We start from the raw sequence: 21,779 nt of genomic DNA, 5'->3' as shown, positions 1-21,779 counted from the left end.
AAAAATTATGAAAAATAAACTATTGTTAGTAATGGTAGTTCTGGTTATGGCCATTTTAGGAGCTTGTGGAACAGCAGAAAAAGAAAAATCAACAAACAGTCAAGGTACTGCAACTGAAGATAAAAAAGTATTAGTAATGGGAACTTCAGCTGACTATGCACCATTTGAATATGTGGATACTGAGAATAGTAATGAAATAATAGGATTTGATATTGATTTAGTAAATGCGATTGCAGAAAAAATTGGCGTTGAAATTGAAGTGCAAGATATGGATTTCAATAGTTTAATTCCAGCAGTACAAGCAGGTAAAGTAGATTTTGTATTAGCAGGAATGAGCCCAACACCAAAACGCGATGAAGTAGTGGACTTTTCCATCCCATATAACGAAACGGTACAAATGGTAGTAACAAAAAAAGATAGTGGGATTGAAAAAGTAGAGGATTTAGCTGGTAAAACAGTGGGAGCTCAAATTTCTTCTATTCAGGAAGATTTAGCAAATGAAGTAGCAAAAACTGTAGATATGAAAGTAGAAAGCCGTAACCTTATTCCCGAGGTTGTGCAAGAAATAATGACAAAACGTTTTGATGCAGCAATTATTGAAGATATTGTAGCAGAAAACTATGTACAGAGAAATCCTGATTTAACATACTTCCCAGTTGAGGTTGATGAAGCAGATTATAAAGTAGCAGTTTTACCTGAAGGTAGTGAATTAAAAGCACAATTTGATAAAGCAATTCAAGAATTAATTGATAGCGGTAAAATTGAAGAGCTTCAAAAGAAATGGTTTGTTGTCGAAGAATAAATAGTACGTAAAGAAAGGAGGGGGACGTTGTGAATTTAGATTTTACAACAGTCTTACCCTCTATTCCTTATATTTTAGAAGGAATAGGTATAACGCTTCAAATCGTCTTAGCAGCAACCGTCATCGGTTTCTTGTTAGGTATTTTATTAGCCTTATTTAAAATTGGTCGTATTAAGCTGTTGCGCTGGATTGCAGATGTTTATACATCTATTTTTCGTGGAACACCACTCGTATTACAATTAATGATTATTTACTATGCAATACCTCAGTTATTAGATATACAAATTGATCCTATACCTGCTGCTATATTAGCATTCGGTTTGAACTCGGGAGCGTATATTTCGGAAATTATTCGTGGTGGTATTAATGCAGTAGATAAAGGTCAGCAAGAGGCAGCCCTTGCTTTAGGTATTCCTTATTTTAAAATGATGAAGGATATCATTTTACCGCAAGCTTTAAAAAATATTCTTCCAGCATTAATGAATGAATTCATTACTCTAAATAAGGAATCAGCAATTGTGACGGTAATTGGAGCTCTAGACATAATGCGTCGTGCTTATGTTGTTGGTGGTTCGACATTTCGTTACTTAGAGCCATTATTAATTGCCGGAGTGATTTATTATATTATGACACTCATTTTGACATTCCTTGGAAAAATGCTAGAAAAGAGGATGAGAAGAAGTGATTAAAATAGAAAATTTGCATAAATCATTTGGAAAAAATGAAGTATTAAAAGGGATTTCAACTCTCATTAAAGAAAAAGAGGTAATCGCAGTAATTGGGCCATCTGGTTCAGGGAAATCAACATTTTTACGTTGTTTGAACTTATTAGAAGAGCCTACTGAAGGCGTTATTACAATTGGGAATGATGTAGTAACAGACAAAAAAACGAATATTATGAAAGTAAGAGAAAATGTCGGAATGGTATTCCAACACTTTTACTTGTTCCCACATAAAACAGTGCTTGAAAATTTAACGTATGCTCCTATGAATGTGCAAGGAGTATCAAAACAGCAAGCGATAACTAAAGCTGAAATACTATTACGCCAAGTTGGCCTATTTGAAAAACGCGATGAGTATCCTAATCGACTGTCTGGTGGACAAAAGCAACGTGTAGCAATAGCTCGGGCTTTAGCGATGAATCCATCTGTAATGCTATTTGATGAACCAACTTCTGCTCTTGATCCTGAAATGGTAAAGGAAGTACTTGCTGTTATGAAGTCACTTGCTGAATCGGGAATGACAATGGTTATCGTGACACATGAAATGAACTTTGCACGAGAAGTTGCAGATCGAATATTATTCCTAGATGGTGGTCAGCTTGTAGAAGATACACCACCGGATCAGTTTTTCACCGAACCTAAATCGGTACGTGCGAGAGAATTTTTAAAAAAGGTTTTATAAACTTAAGGAGCAAACCTATTAGACATGGGTTTGTTTTTTTGTGTTTATTGATTATATGATTTGTATGATATAAAAGAATCTGTCAAGGAACCGTGCTAAATCATCATAAATTTGACGATACGGATATTCGTGAGGTTATTCAAGAATCGGACGGTTTAATGAATTAATGAAAAAGCTCATTTTCTCTATTTTAATTTGCAGAGAAGTTGGGCTTTTTAATTTGGAATTTCCTTAGTGTTGTAATTCGCATTTTCCTGACGGTACCCCTATCAGGGCAAAATAATAATTCATTTATAAGTATAGTAATTTTGTGCATGATTATTTTGAATCCAATAGATTATAAAGTTCAAAGTGTATGTTTTAGTATCGTCTATTACCTTAATGGCCCTGCTAGAGGGCAAAGTATTGAAGAGAATCATATTAGTGGTAGTTCTTTCGCTGTCTTAAAATGGATTTCTATTATTCATTATTTTACGAATTTGTTTTGAGAAGATAACTATTTTAGATAGCAAACTTCTTCTATTTTGGAGACACCTAGTGCAGCAAAAATCTATTTGTATAAAGTATTAAACTAATTAATATTTTTAAAATATATTGACTATTTTAATTGTTTTAATTAATCTTACATTAGATTAAATTGTATACCGTCGACGAAAAGGGGTGAGAAGTATCGCTCAAATTGTGAAGAAAGGAACTACATTAAAAAATCAAGTATATGACTATTTGAAAGAACAAATTATTATGGGGCGTTTAAATCCCGGAGAAAGATTAATTGAAGAAAAAATTTCAGAGGAATTACAGGTCAGTAGAAGCCCGATTCGAGAATCAATTCGAATGCTCGAAAAGGATGGATTACTTCATGTTAATGCTTCTGGTGGAGTGACCGTTGTTGAGCCAACAATTCAGGATTATCAACAATTATTTGAATGTCGAGTTGAGATGGAGCCCCTTGCAGCTTTTTATGCAGCTCAGCGTAGGTCGAGTGAACAGGTTAAATCCATTCGAACATCATTATTGCGGATGGGCAAAATCACAGAGAAAAATAATATAAAAAAAGTCCATGACTCCAACGAGGATTTTCACGAGGCTATAGTCACTTCAAGCGGAAACAAATTTCTTGTGTCGATGATTTCACAGTTTAGAGGAGTCAACAGCTTTTATCGAAAATCAATTTTAGAAGAGAATCCATACCATGCTGAACATGTAATTTATGAACACCAACAAATATTTCAGGCTATTGTCGACCAAGATGCAGAATTAGCGAAAAGTTTAATGAGAGACCATATTATGAACGATTACAAACTATTCATGGAGTATTGCTCGAAAACGAGGGAGGAGTAAGTATGAAAAAAAGAAATGCACTTGAAGGCATCAAAATTTTAGAATTAGGTAATTTAGTAGCAGCTCCTTTTGCTGGTAAGATTTTTGCAGAGTTCGGAGCAGAAGTTATCAAAGTAGAAGAACCAACAAATGGAGATCCACTTCGTAATTGGCGAGTGATGCACAATGATACCTCGGTTTGGTGGTACGTCCAGTCACGTAATAAAAAATCAATTACGGTCAATATGCGAAATCCAGAAGGACAACGAATTATTCGTCAATTGGTAGAAAAAGTAGACGTTGTTTTGGAGAACTTTAAACCAGGAACACTGGAAAAATGGGGTCTTGGTCTTGAGGACTTACGAAAAATAAATCCATCGATCATCATGACGAGGGTGTCAGGATACGGTCAAACTGGTCCTTACCGACATAAACCTGGATTTGGAAGTGTAGCTGAAGCAATCGGAGGTTTAAGATACTTAACAGGGTACCCAGATCTCCCGCCAGTTCGGGTAGGGATAGCAATTGGTGATTTGGTTGCAGGGCTTTATGCAGTTATTGGAACTCTATTGGCATTGCGGGCTAGAGATGAAGATAACGAAAAGAATGGTCAGCTTGTAGATGTGGCACTATATGAATCAGTTTTCAGTTTACTAGAAGGAATTTTACCTGAATATGATTTGACTGGAATTGTAAGGGAGAGAACAGGTAGCACATTACCCGGGATTGCACCTTCCAATACCTATAAATGTGCTGATGACAACCAGATAGTCATTGGCGGCAATGGCGATAAGATATTCCAACGACTGATGACAGCAATTGGTCGTGAAGACATAGCTTATGACCCGGAATATTCAACGAACCAAGGCAGAGCGGACAATGTTGAATTCATTGACCAAATAATTGAAGACTGGACAATGCAGTATCCTTCGAAAGAAGCACAACGAATTCTTGATGAAGTTTCAGTACCAGTAGGTCAAATTTATGGCATTAAAGAAATAGTTGAAGACGAACAATATAAAGCACGTGAAATGCTACAAGAAATTGAACTACCAGATGGCAAAAAAGTACTTGTACCTGGTGTGGTTCCAAAACTTTCGGTAACCCCAGGAGAAATTAATTGGAGTGGTCCTAGTCTAGGTGAACATAATGAGGAGATTTATACCGAGTTTATGAATTTCTCCTTTGATAAGTTCAAAAAACTGAAAGAGCAAGGAGTTATTTAAATGGCAGATGTAAAAATCATTGAGGTTAGTCCAAGGGATGGCTTACAGAATGAACCGAATTTGATTTCCACTAATGAGAAAGAAAGACTAGTGAAGCTATTGCTTGAAGCCGGATTGAAATCGATTGAAGTTACTTCCTTTGTACACCCAGTAAAAGTACCTCAAATGGCTGATGCTTCTGATGTATTGGAAGCTGTAAATGACATAGAAAACTGGAATTCAATCGCACTTGTTCCTAATTTAAAAGGCTACCAAAGGGCAAGAGAGCACTCACTCTATGAGGTTAACTGGGTCAGTTCTGCAACTGAAACATTTAATCAGAAAAATATAGGTCTCTCTATTGATGAAAATTTTTACCAGTTTGAAGAGCTTGTAGGGCAAGCGAAAAAGGATGGAATTAAAGTTTGCTTTTCCATTGCTGTTAGCTTTGGTTGTCCCTATGAAGGGGACGTTTCAGAAGAACAAGTGTTGAAACTAGTAAAAAGAGTCAAGGAAGCAGGAGCCGATCGAATTGGTATTGCGGATACAATCGGCATTGCCACCCCGGATCAAGTGGAAAGTTTGATGAAAAAGGTTTTGGTGCTAGCAGGAGAAACACCTGTCGCTATACATTTACATGATACAAGAGGATTAGGATCTGCAAATGCATACGCCGCTTATCAAGCAGGTGTGCGCATCTTTGAAACGGCTGTATCTGGAATCGGAGGTTGTCCATTCGCACCAGGAGCAGCAGGTAATTTAGCAACAGAGGATTTAGTGTATTTATTTCACCGTATGAACATCGACACGGGATTAGACTTTGAAAAATTACTTGATGCAGCAAATTATGCAGCAAGTCTTTCATCGAAAAATCCATTAGGCAGAATCAGACATGTAGAAAGAAAACCAAAAAAGGAGAGATTATCATGAAAAAATGGATGAAAGCAATCGCATTATTAATGGTATTAATATTCGTTTTAGCGGCATGTAATTCAGAAAAAGCAGAAACAACAGAGGCTGATGCAAGTGAGGGAGGATACGAAGAAACGACGATTCGTTTAGCGTATAACCTGCCAGCAGATCATCATATTTCAAAAGGAATTGAACAATTTGCAAAAGATGTTACGGAAAAATCAGGTGGTGCTGTCAAAGTACAGGTATATCCAGCAGGACAATTATTAAGTGATAAAGATATGAACCAATCTATTCTTTCAGGTGGGGTTGAAATGGGCTTGAACTCTTCCACTTTATGGTCGAGTACAGTCCCGGCAATGGGAATTTTCGATGTTCCTTACATTTTTGAGAACTATGACAAAGCAGGAGAATTTATCAATGGTGAGTTTGGCGACAAGTTGAGTGCTGCAATGGAAGAAAAAGGTGCAAAAGTATTAATGTATGCTGATTATGGTTATACACAATTTGCAAACAATAAACGTCCATTAAAATCACCATCTGATTTTAAAGGGTTGAAAATACGTAGTATCGGAGACATACCTTCCGAATTAATCAAAGCTTATGGAGCTTCACCAGTGTTTATGGGTGGTGGAGAGGTATATATGGCTCTTCAACGTAACACAGTGGATGGAGCAACTTCTGGAACAACTGCCATGGTTCAACGTAAATATGACGAAGTAGTAAAATACCTAACTATTAATAATTACGCATATTTAGAATTTATTTTAGCAGTTAACAAAGATTTCTGGGATGGTCTGCCAGAAAAAACACAAACTTTGTTAACTGAAACTGCACAAGAATCAGAAAATTGGATTCGTGCACAAGCAAAAGCGGAAGACGAGAAAACGGCGAAACAATTAGAAGAAAAAGGAATGGAAGTATATATTGTACCTGAAGAAGACTTACCAGAATGGAAAGAAGCTGGGATGCCTGCTTGGGATGCATTCACTAAAAACTCTGGTGAACTAGGGAAAGAACTTTTGGAATTGGTAGATGAGCAGTAAGGAGGAAAGACACCATGAAGGCAATTTATAATTTTTCTGATTTACTGATCAAAATAGGGGCTTATATATCGGGTTTCTTTATCATTATCACAACCGTTATGATTTTCTTTGAAATAATCTCACGTTGGCTGTTCAATAAGCCGACGATATGGGCTACAGAACTTTCCATCTATGCTATTATTGGGAGTTGTTTTTTAGGAAGTGCGTATGCGGTAAGAACCTATTCTCATATTACCGTTGATTTATTGATAAATAATGTAAATGATCGAATGAAAACAATACTGGCTTATATATCAAATGCAATGGGATTAGTATTCAGCATCATCTTTACGTATTATGGGTTTCATCATGTCATGAAAACGATGGAATTAGGCGTTACTTCTTCTTCTTTATTGCGTATACCGATGTACTTACCGGAAATGTTCCTTCCGGTAGGTGGTGTACTATTGTGTCTGGCCTTTGTATTGCAAATCATTGATGGTGGGATACATAAGGGAGGAGAACATATATGAATATTTTCTTTGTAGGTGGTCTGGGTACTCTCTTATTATTAGGTTTGCCAGTTGCATTTGCCCTTTCTTTGCTGGCAGTTGCAGGGATGTTCTTCTTTAATGGTGGTACTTTTTCATTTGCACAAATACCGATTATAGCTTATAAATCGCTGGATGATTTTACTTTATCAGCTTTACCTATGTATGTACTAATGAGCCAAGTGCTATTGATCAGTGGAGTAGGAAGAGATCTTTATGAAATGGCTAGCCGTTGGTTCCGTCATTTTCCAGGTGGATTAGCAATTGCCACTTTATTCTGCTGCGCCATATTTGCAGCGATATCCGGATCTAGTGTCGCGACTGCGATAACTGTTGGATCTGTTGCATTACCAGAGATGGTTAAACGAGGATATAACAAACGACATGTTCTGGGATTGCTTGCAGCAGGTGGGACGCTAGGTATATTAATTCCACCGAGTGTTCCAATGATCATTTATGGTTCCGTAACAGGTGAATCAATTGGTAAATTGTTCATCGCGGGAATAGTACCAGGTCTAATCCTTACTTTGGCATTTATGGCGTTTGCAGCATTCCAAACTCGTCATATCAAAGAAGAATCGGCAACTTGGGCTGAAAGAATGGAATCTACTAAAACAGCAATTTGGGGATTAATATTACCAATAATCGTTATTGGTGGTATTTACACAGGAATCTTCACCCCAACTGAAGCGGCTGCAGTGGGAGTAGTTGTTAGTTTTGCGATTGCTGCTTTCGTTTATCGGAATTTGAACTGGGAAAACTTCAAGAAAATTTTATTCGCTACAGTAAAAACGAATGCAATGATTTTATTCATCATCATTGGTGCGATGTTACTTGGTTACATAATGACGATGTTACAAATTCCGCAAACAATTACCAATTACGCAACTTCACAAGACATTTCGCCATGGATTATTTTTATCCTAATCAATTTGGTGTTGCTATTATTAGGGATGTTCCTTGAAACGATTTCTATATTGGTTATTACTTTGCCAATCTTGTATCCAATCATTATTGCACTAGGTTTCGATCCAATTTGGTTTGCAATAATCATGGTGATTAACATGGAGTTAGCTTTAATTTCGCCTCCAGTAGGCTTAAACCTGTTCGTATTAAAAGGAATAGATCGGACGAATACTATCGACGAAATTGTTAAGGGAGTTATCCCCTATGCCATTATCATGGTACTGTTGATAGTTGTGCTTTCGATATTTCCGGAGATTGCGACCTTTATGGTTGGAGATGTTAAATAGAAATGAACTAGTGGTACTTGGAGATAATCCAAGTACCTTTCTATGTTCTTAAGAAGAAATTAACGCCCGGATTTTCTATTTTCTACCTTGATAGCTTAAAACTTGATCCTGTCGAAGATTTCTAGTTTTCAAGCGTATTCATGAGTTGAATAAACAAGAAACGATGGGGATTTACCAATTCCTTGAACGAAACTAAATAAATTAGATTTATTAAAACAAGTGATTACATTTTAAGTTAAGAGTTAGCTGTCAGTCTGTTTAAAATACTCCTGTTGGCTTGTTGGCACAATAATAATAGATGTGTTTAGGAATAATTAAATATGTATGAAATTGTCTACTACCGTCATATTTTCTACATACTAATGGATGAGGTGGTAGAATGACGATTGTACGACTAGGATATGTTGCGATGAGTATGGAACTTAAAAATGCTTCCCCATCCAAAACAATGACGTTTTCTCAGTTCCAAAAAATCAACGATCGTGAAGCGGCAATCCGTAAACTAGAACGGATAGCACTCACTAATTTAGAAAATACACATAGGCTTCTTAAACATAATGTCTTTAATGAAATTCATTTTTATCGCTTAACCTCTCGCCTTATTCCGTTAGCCAATCATGTAGAACTACTCGATTGGGATTATATGAAACCGTTAAAAGAGAAGCTGTACGAAATAGGGGAGTTTTCGAGAAAAAATAACATGAGAATTGATTTTCATCCAGACCATTTTGTTGTACTGAATTCCTCCAAAACAGATGTATTGAGAAATTCATTAATCACCTTAAAAATGCATTATTTGTTGTTAAAGGGAATGAAAATTGATCCTACTCATCGCTGTGTGCTCCATGTTGGTGGCAACTATAAAGAAACAGAAAAATCATTGGAGCGTTTTGTTAATAATTGGGGTGATGCTCCGAGATCCATTCAAAAGATGATCATCCTAGAAAATGACGATAAATCATTTACACTTGATGATACTCTTTATTTATGCGAAAAATTAGGGATTCCGCTTGTATTTGATTATCATCATCATCTTGCACACCATCGCAATGAAAATTGGGTAGAAAATTGGGATCGGGTTGTGGCAACATGGAAGGATTCACCGCTTCCAATCAAAATGCATATCTCAAGTCCTAAAAATGAGGCTGAATTCCGTCATCATTCAAATTATGTGGATGTGAACATGTTTTTCAGATTTCTAAAAGAAATAAAAGGAACAGTTCCGCAAATCGATTGTATGATTGAGGCCAAAAAGAAGGATGAAGCTCTGTTTTCCTTAATCAAAGATATTAAAAAAAGAGAAGATGTTGAAATGATTGATAAATCCTCCTTTTATTTAAAGTAATATCGAAAGTGTTTCCTGATAAGGTTATCGCTAATGGTGTTGGGGAGGGTCAATCAAACAAGATACAACGCTCTTTTTGTTGAATCTATTGTAATAACGAGGGGGGCTAGTCAAAGAGAGTAGTTAGTAGGTATAGAGGGTGTCACCAATGCTTAGGCATTGTGATACTCTCTTTTTTAATTAGTCTTAATTCCATGGGGATGAATATTATTTATCTAACGATGAATTTGAATTTATGTGGAAAGTGTGTCTTTTTATATCTTATGACCTCTACCAAAAATAGGTAGAGGTTTTTAGCTGTACTGTTCCACTTAAAAGAAATACAAAAGATTCAGGCACCGTCAAACCCACATTCAATAATTGGCACACATTACGGCGTTTGTAAAGAGATTTGTGAGAGGCTTGATGAAAAAAGTTTCATCGTAATCTTCAATGGCTGAGTTTCAAACAACAGAGCAACACACTATAAACTATCAAACAATTATAGAATTAATAGCAATTCATTTGTTTCAAAAAGGCATTACGATGACGAAAATTTCGATTTAATAGGAATATGGCTCGTATTTTAAAGTTAAAGGGAACGTTTGTTTGAATAAGGAAGAGGGAATAGACTTGAGTAGAAAATCTGGAATGACGGATGAGCTTATCATTCAAATTACGCAAGGTAAGTCTTATAAAGAAATGGAACCTACAACTGAAATTTTCTGCGTGCTATACTAAAGAGAACGTCTAACACAAAGACTAAAATTAGTGGAGGAGTAAAATAAAATGTGGAAATTAATAAATGGCAGATTGATTCAAACTATCGATGAGTCACGAAGTGAATATAAGACAAGAATAAGTTCTGAACTAATAAATGAATTGAAAATAATGGCTGAGCAAAACAATACACATATTGGCTATTTACTTGAGAATGGATTTGAAAATATTCTAAAAGAAGGAACAATAATTTTTGATAAGAAAAAGCGTCCAAAAGATCGTGTAGAGTTCAGAACAACATGTGACAAAGAAATACTGGATAAGCTCCGATTGTTTGCAAAAAGTAATAGTCTTAATTTAAATGACGTGATAGAAGCGAGTTTTTCATTTATAAATATATCCGAAGTAAAAAACGCTAATTGGAGATATAGAATAGAATTAAACTGAAGGGAGTCTTAATAATGATATAAATACTAATTACAAAATAGGGATGTGGTCATAATATAAATTATAAGAAGTTGTATTTCATTAATAAAGTATACTTGAAACAGTGAGATATTTTATAGAATTTAGCTTTTCTTCAACAAATAACATTTTCACAGCTATATAACGAGCTTTTTAAAATTTGCTTTTTATAATCTAATGTTTAATTATTGTCTTGCAAAACGAATTTCCTATAAAAGCTTCCAATCACCTTTTTAGTTTACAATCTACAGTCACAACTATTTATTGTTCAATTAATTTCACCTATTTATTTTTACAAGACTATAACTGTTTTAAACCAAAAAAACATCCCTAAAACGCTAGAGCCTTTTCTCTTCCTTTAGTTCCCTTTTAAATTAATTTCAGTAGTGTCATTTAAGCGTTTAAAGAAAATCATTTTGCCTTCTACATGATAGCGTTTTGCTCAAAATTTATAAAAAAGAACCACAAAATGTACATGATCCTCATGCACATTTTGTGGTTTTTAAAGATTTATATATGAAATATTTATCTACGTACTGTATTTAATGCATTTGTCCAAGGGATAACTTGGTCTAACATTTGGTTTACTGAATCAGCTTGTACTGCAGCTGGTTTGAAATCCGTACCGTTTTCGAAGTCTGTAAATAGGGATAGTGCCGGATGTACACGTACATGTGCTACTAGTAATTCACTTAAAATACCACGTAAATGTTCTGTTGCACGAGCCCCACCTACTGAACCGTAAGATACGATACCTGCAGCTTTGTTGTTCCACTCGTCACGTAAGTAATCTAAAGCATTTTTAAGTGCACCTGTGATAGAGTGATTGTATTCTTGAACGATGAATACGAATCCGTCTTGTTTTGCAATGATTTCTGACCATGCTGCTGCACCTGATGCGTCGCCGCCTGCTTCACCTAAAAGTGGTAATTTGTAATCTGCGATATCAATAATAGTGTAGTTTGCATCTCCACGTTTATCTGCTAATTCTTTTACCCATGCCCCTACTTGTGGACTTACGCGTCCTTCACGTGTTGATCCTAAAATAATACCTATGTTTGATTTTGTCATTGTTTTTTCCTCCTCTTGTTGTTTTCCAAATAATTTATCTAAAAAGCCCATTTTTTTATTTTTCACCTCCTTATAAGTACTCTTTTTCTATGTTTAGTGTGTTTCGAACCGTATTGATTGGTCGCATGGCTGCCTCAACCAATTTCAAATAAATGCAGTGAACTTTCTTTTGCAATTTCATGCATTAACATTACTTTTTCCAATACTTCTTTAAAATAATCAAGTTGCGCAATACGAACATGTAAAGGTCCTAAGCCTGTAATGGCAAATTCCAATGGTACTGGCCCCTCGAACGATTAAATCTTTACTTCGAGATATATAGTTAATAAAACTATACCTGCTTTGCACGACATCCAATTTGTTTGAGTAATTCAATCATATTATCAATATCTTCATCTAATAATTGTTCGAAAATTTGTTCCAGTTTCTTTTCATGCTGTGGAAAAATTTGATTCATAAGCGTCTTTCCTAGACTCGTTAGACCAGCATAAGTAACTCGACGATCTTCTGGACATGCTTTACGAACAACAATCTTTTTCTGTTCCAGTTTATCTACCACATAAGTGATACTACTACTTGAAATGAGAACCTTTTTCCCAATCATTTGAATCGGCTGATCGTCTTGATGGTAGAGTAATTCTAATACAGCAAACTCTTTTGGGTTCAATTCATATCTAGCTGCATCTTTGCTAATCACATCTTGAATTGATTGTGAGGCACGAAGGATAAGGGAAACAGCATTTAATTTTTTTGTAGCTAATTCCAATCGTTCCACTCCCGAAAATATCTTCAATTAATTTATCTTTAATTCGAAATAAATGTAACATGTATTCTTCTCAGCTGTCAACACTTTAGTTAATATTAAATAGAATTGAAGTCTAGCATGTATTTTGTGAAACGTTATGTTTTAAACCTGTATATTAAAATAAGAAGCTACAAAATATCATGTTTAATACTTCCTCTCAGTAGGATCTCTAAATTTATATGTGCGTGTGAGTTAACATTTTCATCATATTGCAACAGGTTAATAGCTATCCATTCTAACACTTCCCCATTTTTGTATGTTAGAACACTTGTTCAGTATATAGCTGATTTCCTTTAAGTGCATTCATCCACTTGTATTATGGCCTAATTTGATATACTCTATTTCTTGAAAGAATATTGAAGGAGTGGTTATATGGCAAAGTCTGCAGCGCACAAAAAGCGTTCTCACCAACTACGTAATACAGGTAAAGATGTAACAACATTTCGTAATGATGTGGAGTTTAGTATGCATGTACGAAAAACGAAAACAAAGCAGGAAAAATTACAACAGCATCAAAATAAACATAAAAAGCATTTCCAACAAGGTCGAATACCCGATGGAAATGCTTTTTATATTGCTTAATTAAATACTACTTACTTTTTGGCATTTGTATCATGAAAATACACTAATCACTCTAAAAACAACTGTCATCATGCTAGTAGAACACTTGTTAGGGTAAGATGATTCCACATCAAAGAGCAAGTGCGGCATATCATAATATTTCACTACAGATTATTCCTTACTCTTTCGGTACTTTTGGTTGTTTCCAAACTCGAACAAGTTGACCGTCTTTTTCGGTATCTACAATAAAGGATCCATTTGAATAGCGATCTGTTGGACGAAGCGTTTGCGATTGAACAACTTCTTGAACCCCTTTTTCAGTTTCCAATACTACTTCATCTTCTTTGCTCGTCAATATAACAGCAAAAACTCTATGAGGATTCGACTTAAGTTCACGGAGTGTCACGATTCCTCGTTTCGCACGACCGCTAGATTCTATTTCTTTTAGGGCCATTTTTTTCACGGAACCACGATGTGTAATTAGAGTTATATCTTCATTAGTATCTTGAGAAATAACATTTACACTTACTACATAATCATCATCTTTTAAATTAATCGCCTTGACTCCACCTGTTTTAACACCTGTAATTGGTACTTCATCAAGTGAGAATCGTACTGCATAGCTAAGATATGTCGTGAACAACACATCATCCGATGGCGAAACTAATAGTGCAAGAATTAATTCATCATCTTTTTTCAAGTTCATCGTCTTTATTGGACGCGCATACCGTTGGACAACATAATCTGAAAGTAGAGAACGTTTGATCATTCCCTCCTTAGTTGCTGTGAGCACACATAGGTCAAGGTCAAAAGTTTCGATTCCTATTACATTAATAATGGATTCATTTGTATCGAGAGGTACGATACTAGAAATATGCTGACCAAGATCTTTCCAACGTATATCCGGTAGTTCATGGATAGGTTGATAAATATAATTACCTTTGGATGTGAACAGAAGTAAATGATGCTGCGTATTAATAGGCTCCTGGTACAATAAGTAATCAGATTCCTTAATAGCGAAATCCTGTCCGTTCGAGGCAGTGAATGATCGCATACTAGTGCGTTTTATATATCCATCCTTCGTGACCGTAACAATTACCTCTTCACTTGGAATTAATACATCCAGTGTAACTTTTATCTCTTCAATTTCCTCTTCAATCGTTGATTTACGAGGTTCTGCAAATTGCTTTCTAACTTCTTGAAGTTCCTTCTTGATTACTTTTAAAAGAACAGTCTCACTAGCTAAGATACTCTCTAATTTTTTTACTAATGCATTCAAGGATTCTTCTTCTTTTCGAAGCTCTGTAATATCTGTATTAGTTAAACGGTAAAGTTGTAAGGAAACGATTGCTTCAGCTTGTGCTTCAGAAAATTCAAAAGCTGCGATTAAGTTGTTCTTAGCATCTTTTTTGTCTTTAGAGGCACGAATTGTTCTAATGACATCATCCAAAATGGATAGGGCTTTCATAAGACCTGCTACAATATGCAGACGTTCTTTAGCCTTTACCAAATCAAAAGCTGTTCGACGAGTAACCACTTCTTTTTGATGGTCAATATAAGAGTCTAATAAGAGCGGCAATGTCATCATCGTAGGTCTACGATTATGAATGGCAATCATATTGAAATTGTACGTAACTTGTAAATCCGTATTTTTAAATAAATATTGTAGTATACCACGGGCGTCGATATCTTTTTTCATTTCAATAACAATACGCAATCCTGTACGATCTGACTCGTCTCGCACATCGGCAATGCCTTCTAACCGCTTATCGTGACGTTGTTCATCAATTTTTTTAACTAAATTGGCTTTATTAACTTCAAAAGGAATTTCCGTAATGACAATTTGTTCCTTGCCACCCTTAATAGATTCAATCTCAGTTTTAGATCGAACGACGATCTTGCCTTTTCCTGTTTCATAAGCTTTCTTAATTCCATCTACACCCTGAATAATTGCTCCTGTCGGAAAGTCAGGACCTTTTATGACAGTCATTAACTCATCCACTGTTGCTGCAGGGTTCTCTATACGCATCAATACAGCATCGAGTGCCTCGTGAAGCGCATGTGGTGGAATATCCGTTGCATAACCAGCTGATATACCAGTCGAACCGTTCACTAACAAATTTGGAAAACGTGCAGGTAAAACTACTGGTTCCGAATCTGAATCATCAAAGTTTGGTATATAATCTACTGTATTTTTATTTAGATCTCGTAGTAACTCATGTGAGATAGCAGAAATTCTAGCTTCGGTATAACGCATCGCTGCAGGTGGATCTCCATCTACAGAACCATTATTCCCTTGCATTTCCACTAACATATGACGTAATTTCCAATCTTGACTCATACGTACCATTGCATCATATACGGAAGTATCACCGTGAGGGTGATAATTACCAATTACATTACCGACTGTTTTAGCTGATTTGCGGAATGGTTTATCGTTTGTATTCCCTTCTTGGAACATTGCAAATAAGATACGACGTTGAACAGGCTTTAGCCCGTCCCTTGCATCTGGCAGTGCACGGTCTTGAATGATGTATTTACTATAACGTCCAAACCGATCACCGATCACTTCTTCTAGTGGTAAATTTTGAAAACGCTCGGTTTGTGTCATTCTAACTCATCCTCCGTGTGTATTCTTTCATTTTCTAAAATATTCGAGTCATCTTCTAAAGTGAAGTTAACATTTGATTCGATCCATTTGCGACGAGGCTCTACTTTATCACCCATAAGTGTTGTCACATGTCTTTCAGCACGAGCACCATCTTCAATGGTTACTCGAATCAGAGTTCGTGTTTCAGGATTCATAGTAGTGTCCCATAATTGGTCAGCATTCATCTCTCCAAGTCCTTTATATCGTTGAAGCATGTATCCCTTCCCAATTTTTTTTGTTGCTGTATCTAATTCTTTTTCAGTCCATGCATATTCTAATACTTCTTTTTTGCCTAGCCCTTTATATACCTTATACAGAGGTGGTAACGCAATATATATCTTTCCATTTTCAATGAGAGGTTTCATATAGCGGTAGAAAAAAGTTAATAATAGTACTTGAATATGTGCCCCATCAGTATCGGCATCAGTCATAATTACAACTTTATCATAGGCGATATCATCAATTTGGAAATCTGCTCCAACTCCCCCACCGATTGCGTGGATGATAGTTGCAATTTCTACGTTTTTCATAATATCAGCTAGATTCGCTTTTTCTGTATTAATAACTTTTCCGCGTAAAGGAAGGATTGCTTGGAAGGTACGATCTCGACCTTGCTTTGCAGAACCACCAGCGGAATCTCCTTCGACCAAATAAAGTTCATTTTTGGCTGCATTTCTCGATTGTGCAGGAGTTAACTTGCCAGATAACAATTCAGAAGGTTTACGTTTTTTGCCATTTCGAGCATCCTCCCGAGCTTTTCTGGCAGCTTCACGAGCTTGTTGTGCACGAATAGCCTTTCGGATAAGAGAGGAAGCTAGCTCTGCATTTTCTTCTAAAATATATTGAAGTTTTTCTGAAATGACAGCATCTACTGCACTTCTTGCTTCGCTTGTGCCTAGCTTTCCTTTTGTTTGTCCTTCAAACTGTAGAATATTCTCAGGGATACGAACGGAAATGACAGCAGAAACACCTTCTCGTATATCAGAACCCTCTAAGTTCTTAGCTTTTTCTTTCAATAAATTTGTTTTCCTAGCATAATCATTAAATACTCTTGTTAAAGCTGCCTTTGCACCTGTTTCATGTGTTCCTCCATCACGGGTACGAACATTATTTACAAATGATAGGATAGTTTCTGAATAACCATCATTGAATTGAAATGCGAATTCAACCTCTATTTCATCATGAGAACCTTCCATATAGAAAACAGGATGCAAAATATCCTTTTCCTCATTTAAATATGCAACAAAAGCTTCAATACCTGTTTCATAAAAGAAAATATCTTGAGCACCTGTTCGCTCATCATTTAATTCAATTTTTAAACCCTTCAATAGAAAGGCAGATTCTCGAAGTCTTTCACTCAATGTTTCGTAATTATATTTGACTACTGAAAATATGCTTGGATCCGGTAGGAAATGAACAGACGTTCCAGTTTCTTTCGTTGTACCTATCTGGGTTAAAGGTTCAACCACTTTACCACCGTTTTCAAAACGTTGTTTGAATTTTTTCCCCTCACGATGGATAACTACCTCAACATAAGAAGAGAGCGCATTCACAACGGATGCACCTACACCGTGGAGTCCACCACTCGTTTTATATCCACCTTGTCCAAACTTACCGCCAGCGTGTAATACTGTAAATATTACTTCTGCAGTCGGTATTCCTGTTTTATGCATACCGGTTGGCATTCCCCGTCCAAAATCACGTACAGTAATGCTTTGGTCTTCGTGTATAGTTATAATTATATGATCTCCGAAACCCGCAAGACTCTCATCTACAGCGTTATCTACGATTTCATATACTAAGTGATGCAACCCTCTTGTATCTGTTGATCCGATATACATACCAGGTCTTTTACGAACGGCCTCTAAGCCTTCCAATACCTGTATATCATCATCGCTATAGCTTGCTAATACTTCATCTTTGCGCAAAATATGTTCCCCTCCAAAAAACAAAACATCTGTTCCAAACTCTTATTAAGCCTACAAACAGATTGTCGATGTGTCAATACTTACAGTACATAGGACAGAATTTAATTGTAAATAAATATTGGGTTTAATGCAATCTGCCACTATTTAGCTTTCTCTATTAGTACACGTTTTTCCTTCTTTGTAACAACATAACCTTAATAAACAAAACTCACAATTTGATAAAAGCATAAGAATTAAGTATGTTTTTTCTGCTACAATTGTATATTACTTAACTCTAATCGAAGCTCATTTATAATTTATTATACCGTTATAAAATGTTCTTTGGTTAGTTTTATTTAGTAGATATTTATTTAGTAGATATTTATTTACTAAACATTGAATAGAGCTTTGTTTACATGGTAAACTAAGAAAAGTTCAAGATATTATTAGTTTCATAATAAAAGGAGTATGCTATGACTATAATCATTTTACTTTTACTGGCTTATCTTATTGGTTCCATCCCTTCAGGACTTTGGGTAGGAAAGTTATTTTATAATACAGATATTCGAGAGCATGGAAGCGGTAATCTAGGTGGAACAAATGCATTCCGAACACTTGGAATGAAAGCCGGTTTAGTTGTTACGATCATGGACATATTAAAAGGGACTGCTGCAACACTTCTTGGTGCTTTACCCTTCTTTGAATCTGCTAATGTGCATCCTTTAATTTTAGGTATCCTTGCTGTTGTCGGTCATATGTATCCTATATTTGCGAAGTTTAAAGGTGGAAAAGCAGTTGCTACTTCAGGTGGAATATTATTGGGATATAACTGGCCTATTTTTGTCATTTTAATTGTTGGGTTTATCATAATCCTTAAGCTAACTAAAATTGTTTCTCTAACATCGATGATTCTTGCTATTATTGCGGTGTTCTATTCCGTTATTTATTACTACACAGTAAATCACGATTTACCATTGATAGGTATTGTTATACTTCTTGCGATTTTTATCTTTTATAGACATCGGACGAACATGAAACGAATCAAAGATGGAACCGAACCAAAAGTCAATTGGAAATGGATTTAACCTCAATTAGCACTTATTCATGATAGTGAATGTTCTTATAGCAACTATTAAAGAAAGCTTGGTGATTAGATTTGAAAATATTTGTCTCTACAGATGCATTACAATGGTTCCAGGAAGAAATGGAAGCACAGGCTGGCGACAATATCAGGTTCTATGCTCGTTATGGAGGAACAAGTCCGATAAACGAAGGATTTTCCTTAGGCATGACAAAAGATACTCCAGTAATTCCATCTGTAACAGTTACGATAGAAAATATTATATTTTTTATCGAGGAGAAAGACGAATGGTTTTTCAATGGTCATGATCTATATGTAGATGTAGACACCAAGTTAAAAGAATTAGCCTATTCCTATAAAAAAGCGTGACTCTAATGTCACGCTTTTTTAAATCTCATAAGTTGTTCAAGAAGGCCTTCTTTTTTCAATATTTCATATTCGTGGTTTCCAAATAAATCATAATGAGGATAACCTTCTTTTAAATCTATCCACTCTTCTCTTAAACCGTACTGTTTCCCCCACTCAACTAAAGTATTGATATTACTACAACCAACTTTTGTAACTGTATTACACCCAGGAAACCGTTTGTCGACCCAATAATGTGTCAAGAATGCGATTTGCTCATTTTTAACATGTCGTTTCCATTCATTTAATTCATCACGTGTTATTCCAAATGCCATTAATTATTTTCCTTTGCTATTTCAGTATATTTCGAATCCCATTCAGGATTGATTTTTTTTAGCGCAATCGGTCGGAAATTGTCTTTTTTGACGACCACATGCTCGGAAGTAGCTTTTGATGCAATTGTCCCATCTTTATGTAAAATCTCGTATCCATATGTAGTACGAAGTTTTCCATGACTCTCAATCCAGGTTCTTACAGTTACTGTCTCACCATATTTAACAGATGATAAATAGTTAATATTAACATTTGTCACAGGAGAGATATATCCATCTGCTTCAAGACCTGCATACGTGAACCCTAAGTCTTGAATCAATTGAGTTCTTCCTATTTCTAACCAAATAACATAGTTTGCATGGTATACTACTCCCATTTGATCCGTTTCTGCATAGCGCACTTCTATTTCTTTTTCACTTATGTACATTCTTCCTGTCACCTCTCTATATATTATACAGAAAAGTAACATAAAAAGCAGAATGGGAAATCTCTAAATCTGAACAAAAAAGAATCGGTCAGTTATCGTAATAACTGACCGCCTGTTAACAGATTTCACTTTTTTTTTCGTTAAAAGCTAGTTGTTGTAATCTTTTCTTATCAATTTTTCCTACATCAGTTCGAGGAAGTTCCTGTAAGATAAAAATTTTCTTCGGCACTTTATAGCTTCCGAGTGATTTTTTACAATAGATAATTACTTCTTCCTCAAAAGATACGATTGATTCTTTACAGGTGATGAAAGCTGTCACGCTCTCTCCCCATTTATCATCTTCTAAGCCGATTACTGCCGCTTCGCGTATGTTTGGATGTAAAACGAGACACTGCTCTACTTCCTGGGGATATACATTTTCTCCTCCTGAAATAATCATCTCTTTTTTTCTTCCAACGATATAATAATCACCATCATCATCAAACATAGCTAAATCCCCTGTTTTTAACCAGCCATTCACTTTAGCTAAATTTGTTTCAGCTTCATTGTTCCAATACTTTGTGAACACATGCTTACCAAATATATATAATTCCCCTATTTCGTTTTCCTTGCATAGTTCCCCAAACTTATTGATTATTTTTACCTCATTAAATTGCATGCATTTTCCAACAGACCCTTTTTTCTTGCTTGCTCTTTGAGGGTGAATAAAAAAGTTGTTCGGTCCCGCTTCAGTAAGGCCATAACCTTCTTTGAAAAGAATTCCTTTCTCTTCAAATTGATTATAAATAGTTTTTGGACATGGTGCCCCTCCAGATAAAAAGGCTTTCACGGTTGGAAATGTTGCTCTCTTTATATAATCTGTCTCGAGCATTGCTTGATACATAGTAGGAACGAAAAGTGACATAGTCGTCTTATACGTATTTAAAGCCATAAGTGCTACTTCAGCATTGAACCGACTTCCAGTCACGACCGTGCCCCCTGCCATTAAAATAGGAAGGCAAAGAGCATTTAGACCACCTGTATGAAACATAGGCATATAGTTTAATGTACAATCTACTTCACTAAGACCCCAACTAACAATAGTGTTAATTGCATTCCAATTAACGGCATCAAATGAAAGGACAACCCCTTTTGGCTTTCCGGTTGTTCCACCAGTATAAATGATTAGCCAAGGATCCGATGAACTCCACTCCGATTTAGAAAAAGGGAATTCGGTTCTTCCTTCTAATACATCAGAAATTAAAAGACATTCTTTTTCAAATTTTGAACATATAGCTTGATGCTCTTCATCATGGATTACTAATACAGGTTCACAGTCATTTAAAATATATTTCAACTCTGAAACACTCAAACGAAAATTGAGAGGAACATATAAAAGCCCTTTTAATCCACATGCAAATAAAATCGCGAATAATTCAATTCGATTCTGAGATAGAATTACTATTCGATCGCCTTTTACATATTGCTTTTCTTGAAAATGTTGAACCCATTTAGATATATGATCTGTTAACGTTTTATAAGTCCATTGCTCTCCAGAATTACTGTCGATTAAAGCGGTTTTTGTTGGAGACAGTGCTGCACGTTTATATATCCAAGCTTGTTCTGTAAACACTCTGCA

21 protein-coding genes and 1 pseudogene are annotated in these 21,779 nt (G+C 35.7%); 14 read left to right on the top strand and 8 right to left on the bottom strand.

Annotated elements, in window-relative coordinates:
• Nucleotides 1-7: 7 nt before the first annotated feature.
• The 11 genes from WAX74_RS00505 (at nucleotide 8) to WAX74_RS00455 (ending at nucleotide 10,963) form a co-directional block, all read left to right on the top strand.
• On the top strand, nucleotides 8-802 hold the full coding sequence (locus WAX74_RS00505) for a transporter substrate-binding domain-containing protein (RefSeq protein ID WP_336495697.1): 795 nt from the start codon (nucleotides 8-10) through the stop codon (nucleotides 800-802).
• A gap of 29 nt (nucleotides 803-831) precedes the next feature.
• Nucleotides 832-1,491: an amino acid ABC transporter permease gene (locus tag WAX74_RS00500; protein WP_336495696.1), complete on the top strand. Its 660-nt coding sequence runs from the start codon at nucleotides 832-834 to the stop codon at nucleotides 1,489-1,491.
• Entirely contained in the window at nucleotides 1,484-2,206 is a 723-nt protein-coding gene (locus tag WAX74_RS00495; protein WP_336495695.1) for an amino acid ABC transporter ATP-binding protein, read from the top strand. Before WAX74_RS00500 ends, WAX74_RS00495 begins: the two co-directional genes overlap by 8 nt.
• 681 nt (nucleotides 2,207-2,887) lie before the next feature.
• Entirely contained in the window at nucleotides 2,888-3,547 is a 660-nt protein-coding gene (locus WAX74_RS00490; RefSeq protein ID WP_336495694.1) for a GntR family transcriptional regulator, read from the top strand.
• 2 nt (nucleotides 3,548-3,549) lie between these two features.
• Complete coding sequence (locus WAX74_RS00485) at nucleotides 3,550-4,752, top strand: CaiB/BaiF CoA transferase family protein (RefSeq protein WP_336495693.1); 1,203 nt, start codon at nucleotides 3,550-3,552, stop codon at nucleotides 4,750-4,752.
• Complete coding sequence (locus tag WAX74_RS00480; RefSeq protein WP_336495692.1) at nucleotides 4,753-5,661, top strand: hydroxymethylglutaryl-CoA lyase; 909 nt, start codon at nucleotides 4,753-4,755, stop codon at nucleotides 5,659-5,661.
• Nucleotides 5,658-6,689, top strand: coding sequence for a TRAP transporter substrate-binding protein (locus WAX74_RS00475; RefSeq protein WP_336495691.1), 1,032 nt, complete (start codon nucleotides 5,658-5,660; stop codon nucleotides 6,687-6,689). Before WAX74_RS00480 ends, WAX74_RS00475 begins: the two co-directional genes overlap by 4 nt.
• 14 nt (nucleotides 6,690-6,703) lie before the next feature.
• The gene (locus WAX74_RS00470) at nucleotides 6,704-7,201 is read left to right on the top strand and encodes a TRAP transporter small permease (RefSeq protein ID WP_336495690.1); all 498 of its coding nucleotides are present in this window, start codon (nucleotides 6,704-6,706) and stop codon (nucleotides 7,199-7,201) included.
• Nucleotides 7,198-8,472 carry a TRAP transporter large permease gene (locus WAX74_RS00465; protein ID WP_336495689.1) on the top strand — a complete coding sequence of 425 codons (1,275 nt, stop codon included), beginning with the start codon at nucleotides 7,198-7,200 and terminating at the stop codon, nucleotides 8,470-8,472. Before WAX74_RS00470 ends, WAX74_RS00465 begins: the two co-directional genes overlap by 4 nt.
• Nucleotides 8,473-8,851: 379 nt before the next feature.
• Nucleotides 8,852-9,817, top strand: a complete 966-nt coding sequence (uvsE, locus tag WAX74_RS00460) for a UV DNA damage repair endonuclease UvsE (RefSeq protein WP_336495688.1) — start codon at nucleotides 8,852-8,854, stop codon at nucleotides 9,815-9,817.
• Nucleotides 9,818-10,585: 768 nt separating this feature from the next.
• Nucleotides 10,586-10,963, top strand: coding sequence for an rRNA methyltransferase (locus WAX74_RS00455; protein WP_336495687.1), 378 nt, complete (start codon nucleotides 10,586-10,588; stop codon nucleotides 10,961-10,963).
• 543 nt (nucleotides 10,964-11,506) lie between these two features.
• Here WAX74_RS00455 and WAX74_RS00450 read toward each other — a convergent pair.
• The 3 genes and pseudogenes from WAX74_RS00450 to WAX74_RS00440 form a co-directional block, all read right to left on the bottom strand.
• Nucleotides 11,507-12,103, bottom strand: a complete 597-nt coding sequence (locus tag WAX74_RS00450) for an NADPH-dependent FMN reductase (protein WP_336495686.1) — start codon at nucleotides 12,101-12,103, stop codon at nucleotides 11,507-11,509.
• Nucleotides 12,104-12,189: 86 nt separating this feature from the next.
• Nucleotides 12,190-12,339: pseudogene (locus WAX74_RS00445) on the bottom strand (ring-cleaving dioxygenase); the annotation flags it as partial.
• A gap of 44 nt (nucleotides 12,340-12,383) precedes the next feature.
• Complete coding sequence (locus tag WAX74_RS00440) at nucleotides 12,384-12,818, bottom strand: MarR family winged helix-turn-helix transcriptional regulator (protein WP_336495685.1); 435 nt, start codon at nucleotides 12,816-12,818, stop codon at nucleotides 12,384-12,386.
• 411 nt (nucleotides 12,819-13,229) lie between these two features.
• On the opposite strand from WAX74_RS00440, the gene WAX74_RS00435 reads away from it, so the two are divergent.
• Entirely contained in the window at nucleotides 13,230-13,439 is a 210-nt protein-coding gene (locus WAX74_RS00435) for a hypothetical protein (RefSeq protein WP_336495684.1), read from the top strand.
• Nucleotides 13,440-13,596: 157 nt separating this feature from the next.
• Here the strand turns inward: WAX74_RS00435 and parC are convergent, their stop codons facing one another.
• Complete coding sequence (gene parC / locus WAX74_RS00430; protein WP_336495683.1) at nucleotides 13,597-16,029, bottom strand: DNA topoisomerase IV subunit A; 2,433 nt, start codon at nucleotides 16,027-16,029, stop codon at nucleotides 13,597-13,599.
• Nucleotides 16,026-17,996 (bottom strand): DNA topoisomerase IV subunit B, encoded by a 1,971-nt coding sequence (parE, locus tag WAX74_RS00425; RefSeq protein ID WP_336495682.1) that lies wholly within the window; start codon nucleotides 17,994-17,996, stop codon nucleotides 16,026-16,028. The genes parC and parE overlap by 4 nt, the downstream gene beginning before the upstream one ends.
• A 452-nt stretch (nucleotides 17,997-18,448) precedes the next feature.
• Between parE and plsY the strand changes: the two genes are divergently transcribed.
• The gene (gene plsY, locus WAX74_RS00420; RefSeq protein WP_336495681.1) at nucleotides 18,449-19,060 is read left to right on the top strand and encodes a glycerol-3-phosphate 1-O-acyltransferase PlsY; all 612 of its coding nucleotides are present in this window, start codon (nucleotides 18,449-18,451) and stop codon (nucleotides 19,058-19,060) included.
• A gap of 71 nt (nucleotides 19,061-19,131) precedes the next feature.
• Complete coding sequence (locus WAX74_RS00415; protein ID WP_336495680.1) at nucleotides 19,132-19,425, top strand: HesB/YadR/YfhF family protein; 294 nt, start codon at nucleotides 19,132-19,134, stop codon at nucleotides 19,423-19,425.
• Nucleotides 19,426-19,433: 8 nt separating this feature from the next.
• Here WAX74_RS00415 and WAX74_RS00410 read toward each other — a convergent pair whose 3' ends face one another.
• The 3 genes from WAX74_RS00410 to WAX74_RS00400 all read right to left on the bottom strand — a co-directional run bounded on the left by WAX74_RS00410 (nucleotide 19,434) and on the right by WAX74_RS00400 (nucleotide 21,773).
• Nucleotides 19,434-19,736, bottom strand: a complete 303-nt coding sequence (locus WAX74_RS00410) for a hypothetical protein (RefSeq protein ID WP_336495679.1) — start codon at nucleotides 19,734-19,736, stop codon at nucleotides 19,434-19,436.
• Nucleotides 19,736-20,161 carry an acyl-CoA thioesterase gene (locus WAX74_RS00405; RefSeq protein ID WP_336495678.1) on the bottom strand — a complete coding sequence of 142 codons (426 nt, stop codon included), beginning with the start codon at nucleotides 20,159-20,161 and terminating at the stop codon, nucleotides 19,736-19,738. Before WAX74_RS00405 ends, WAX74_RS00410 begins: the two co-directional genes overlap by 1 nt.
• A gap of 115 nt (nucleotides 20,162-20,276) precedes the next feature.
• Complete coding sequence (locus WAX74_RS00400) at nucleotides 20,277-21,773, bottom strand: AMP-binding protein (RefSeq protein WP_336495677.1); 1,497 nt, start codon at nucleotides 21,771-21,773, stop codon at nucleotides 20,277-20,279.
• Nucleotides 21,774-21,779: the final 6 nt, after the last annotated feature.

Source organism: Psychrobacillus mangrovi (assembly GCF_037104765.1).
Taxonomy (GTDB): Bacteria; Bacillota; Bacilli; order Bacillales_A; family Planococcaceae; genus Psychrobacillus; species Psychrobacillus mangrovi.
The sequence above is the reverse complement of the archived record's forward strand: the minus strand, read 5'-3'. Positions and strand labels throughout refer to the sequence as shown.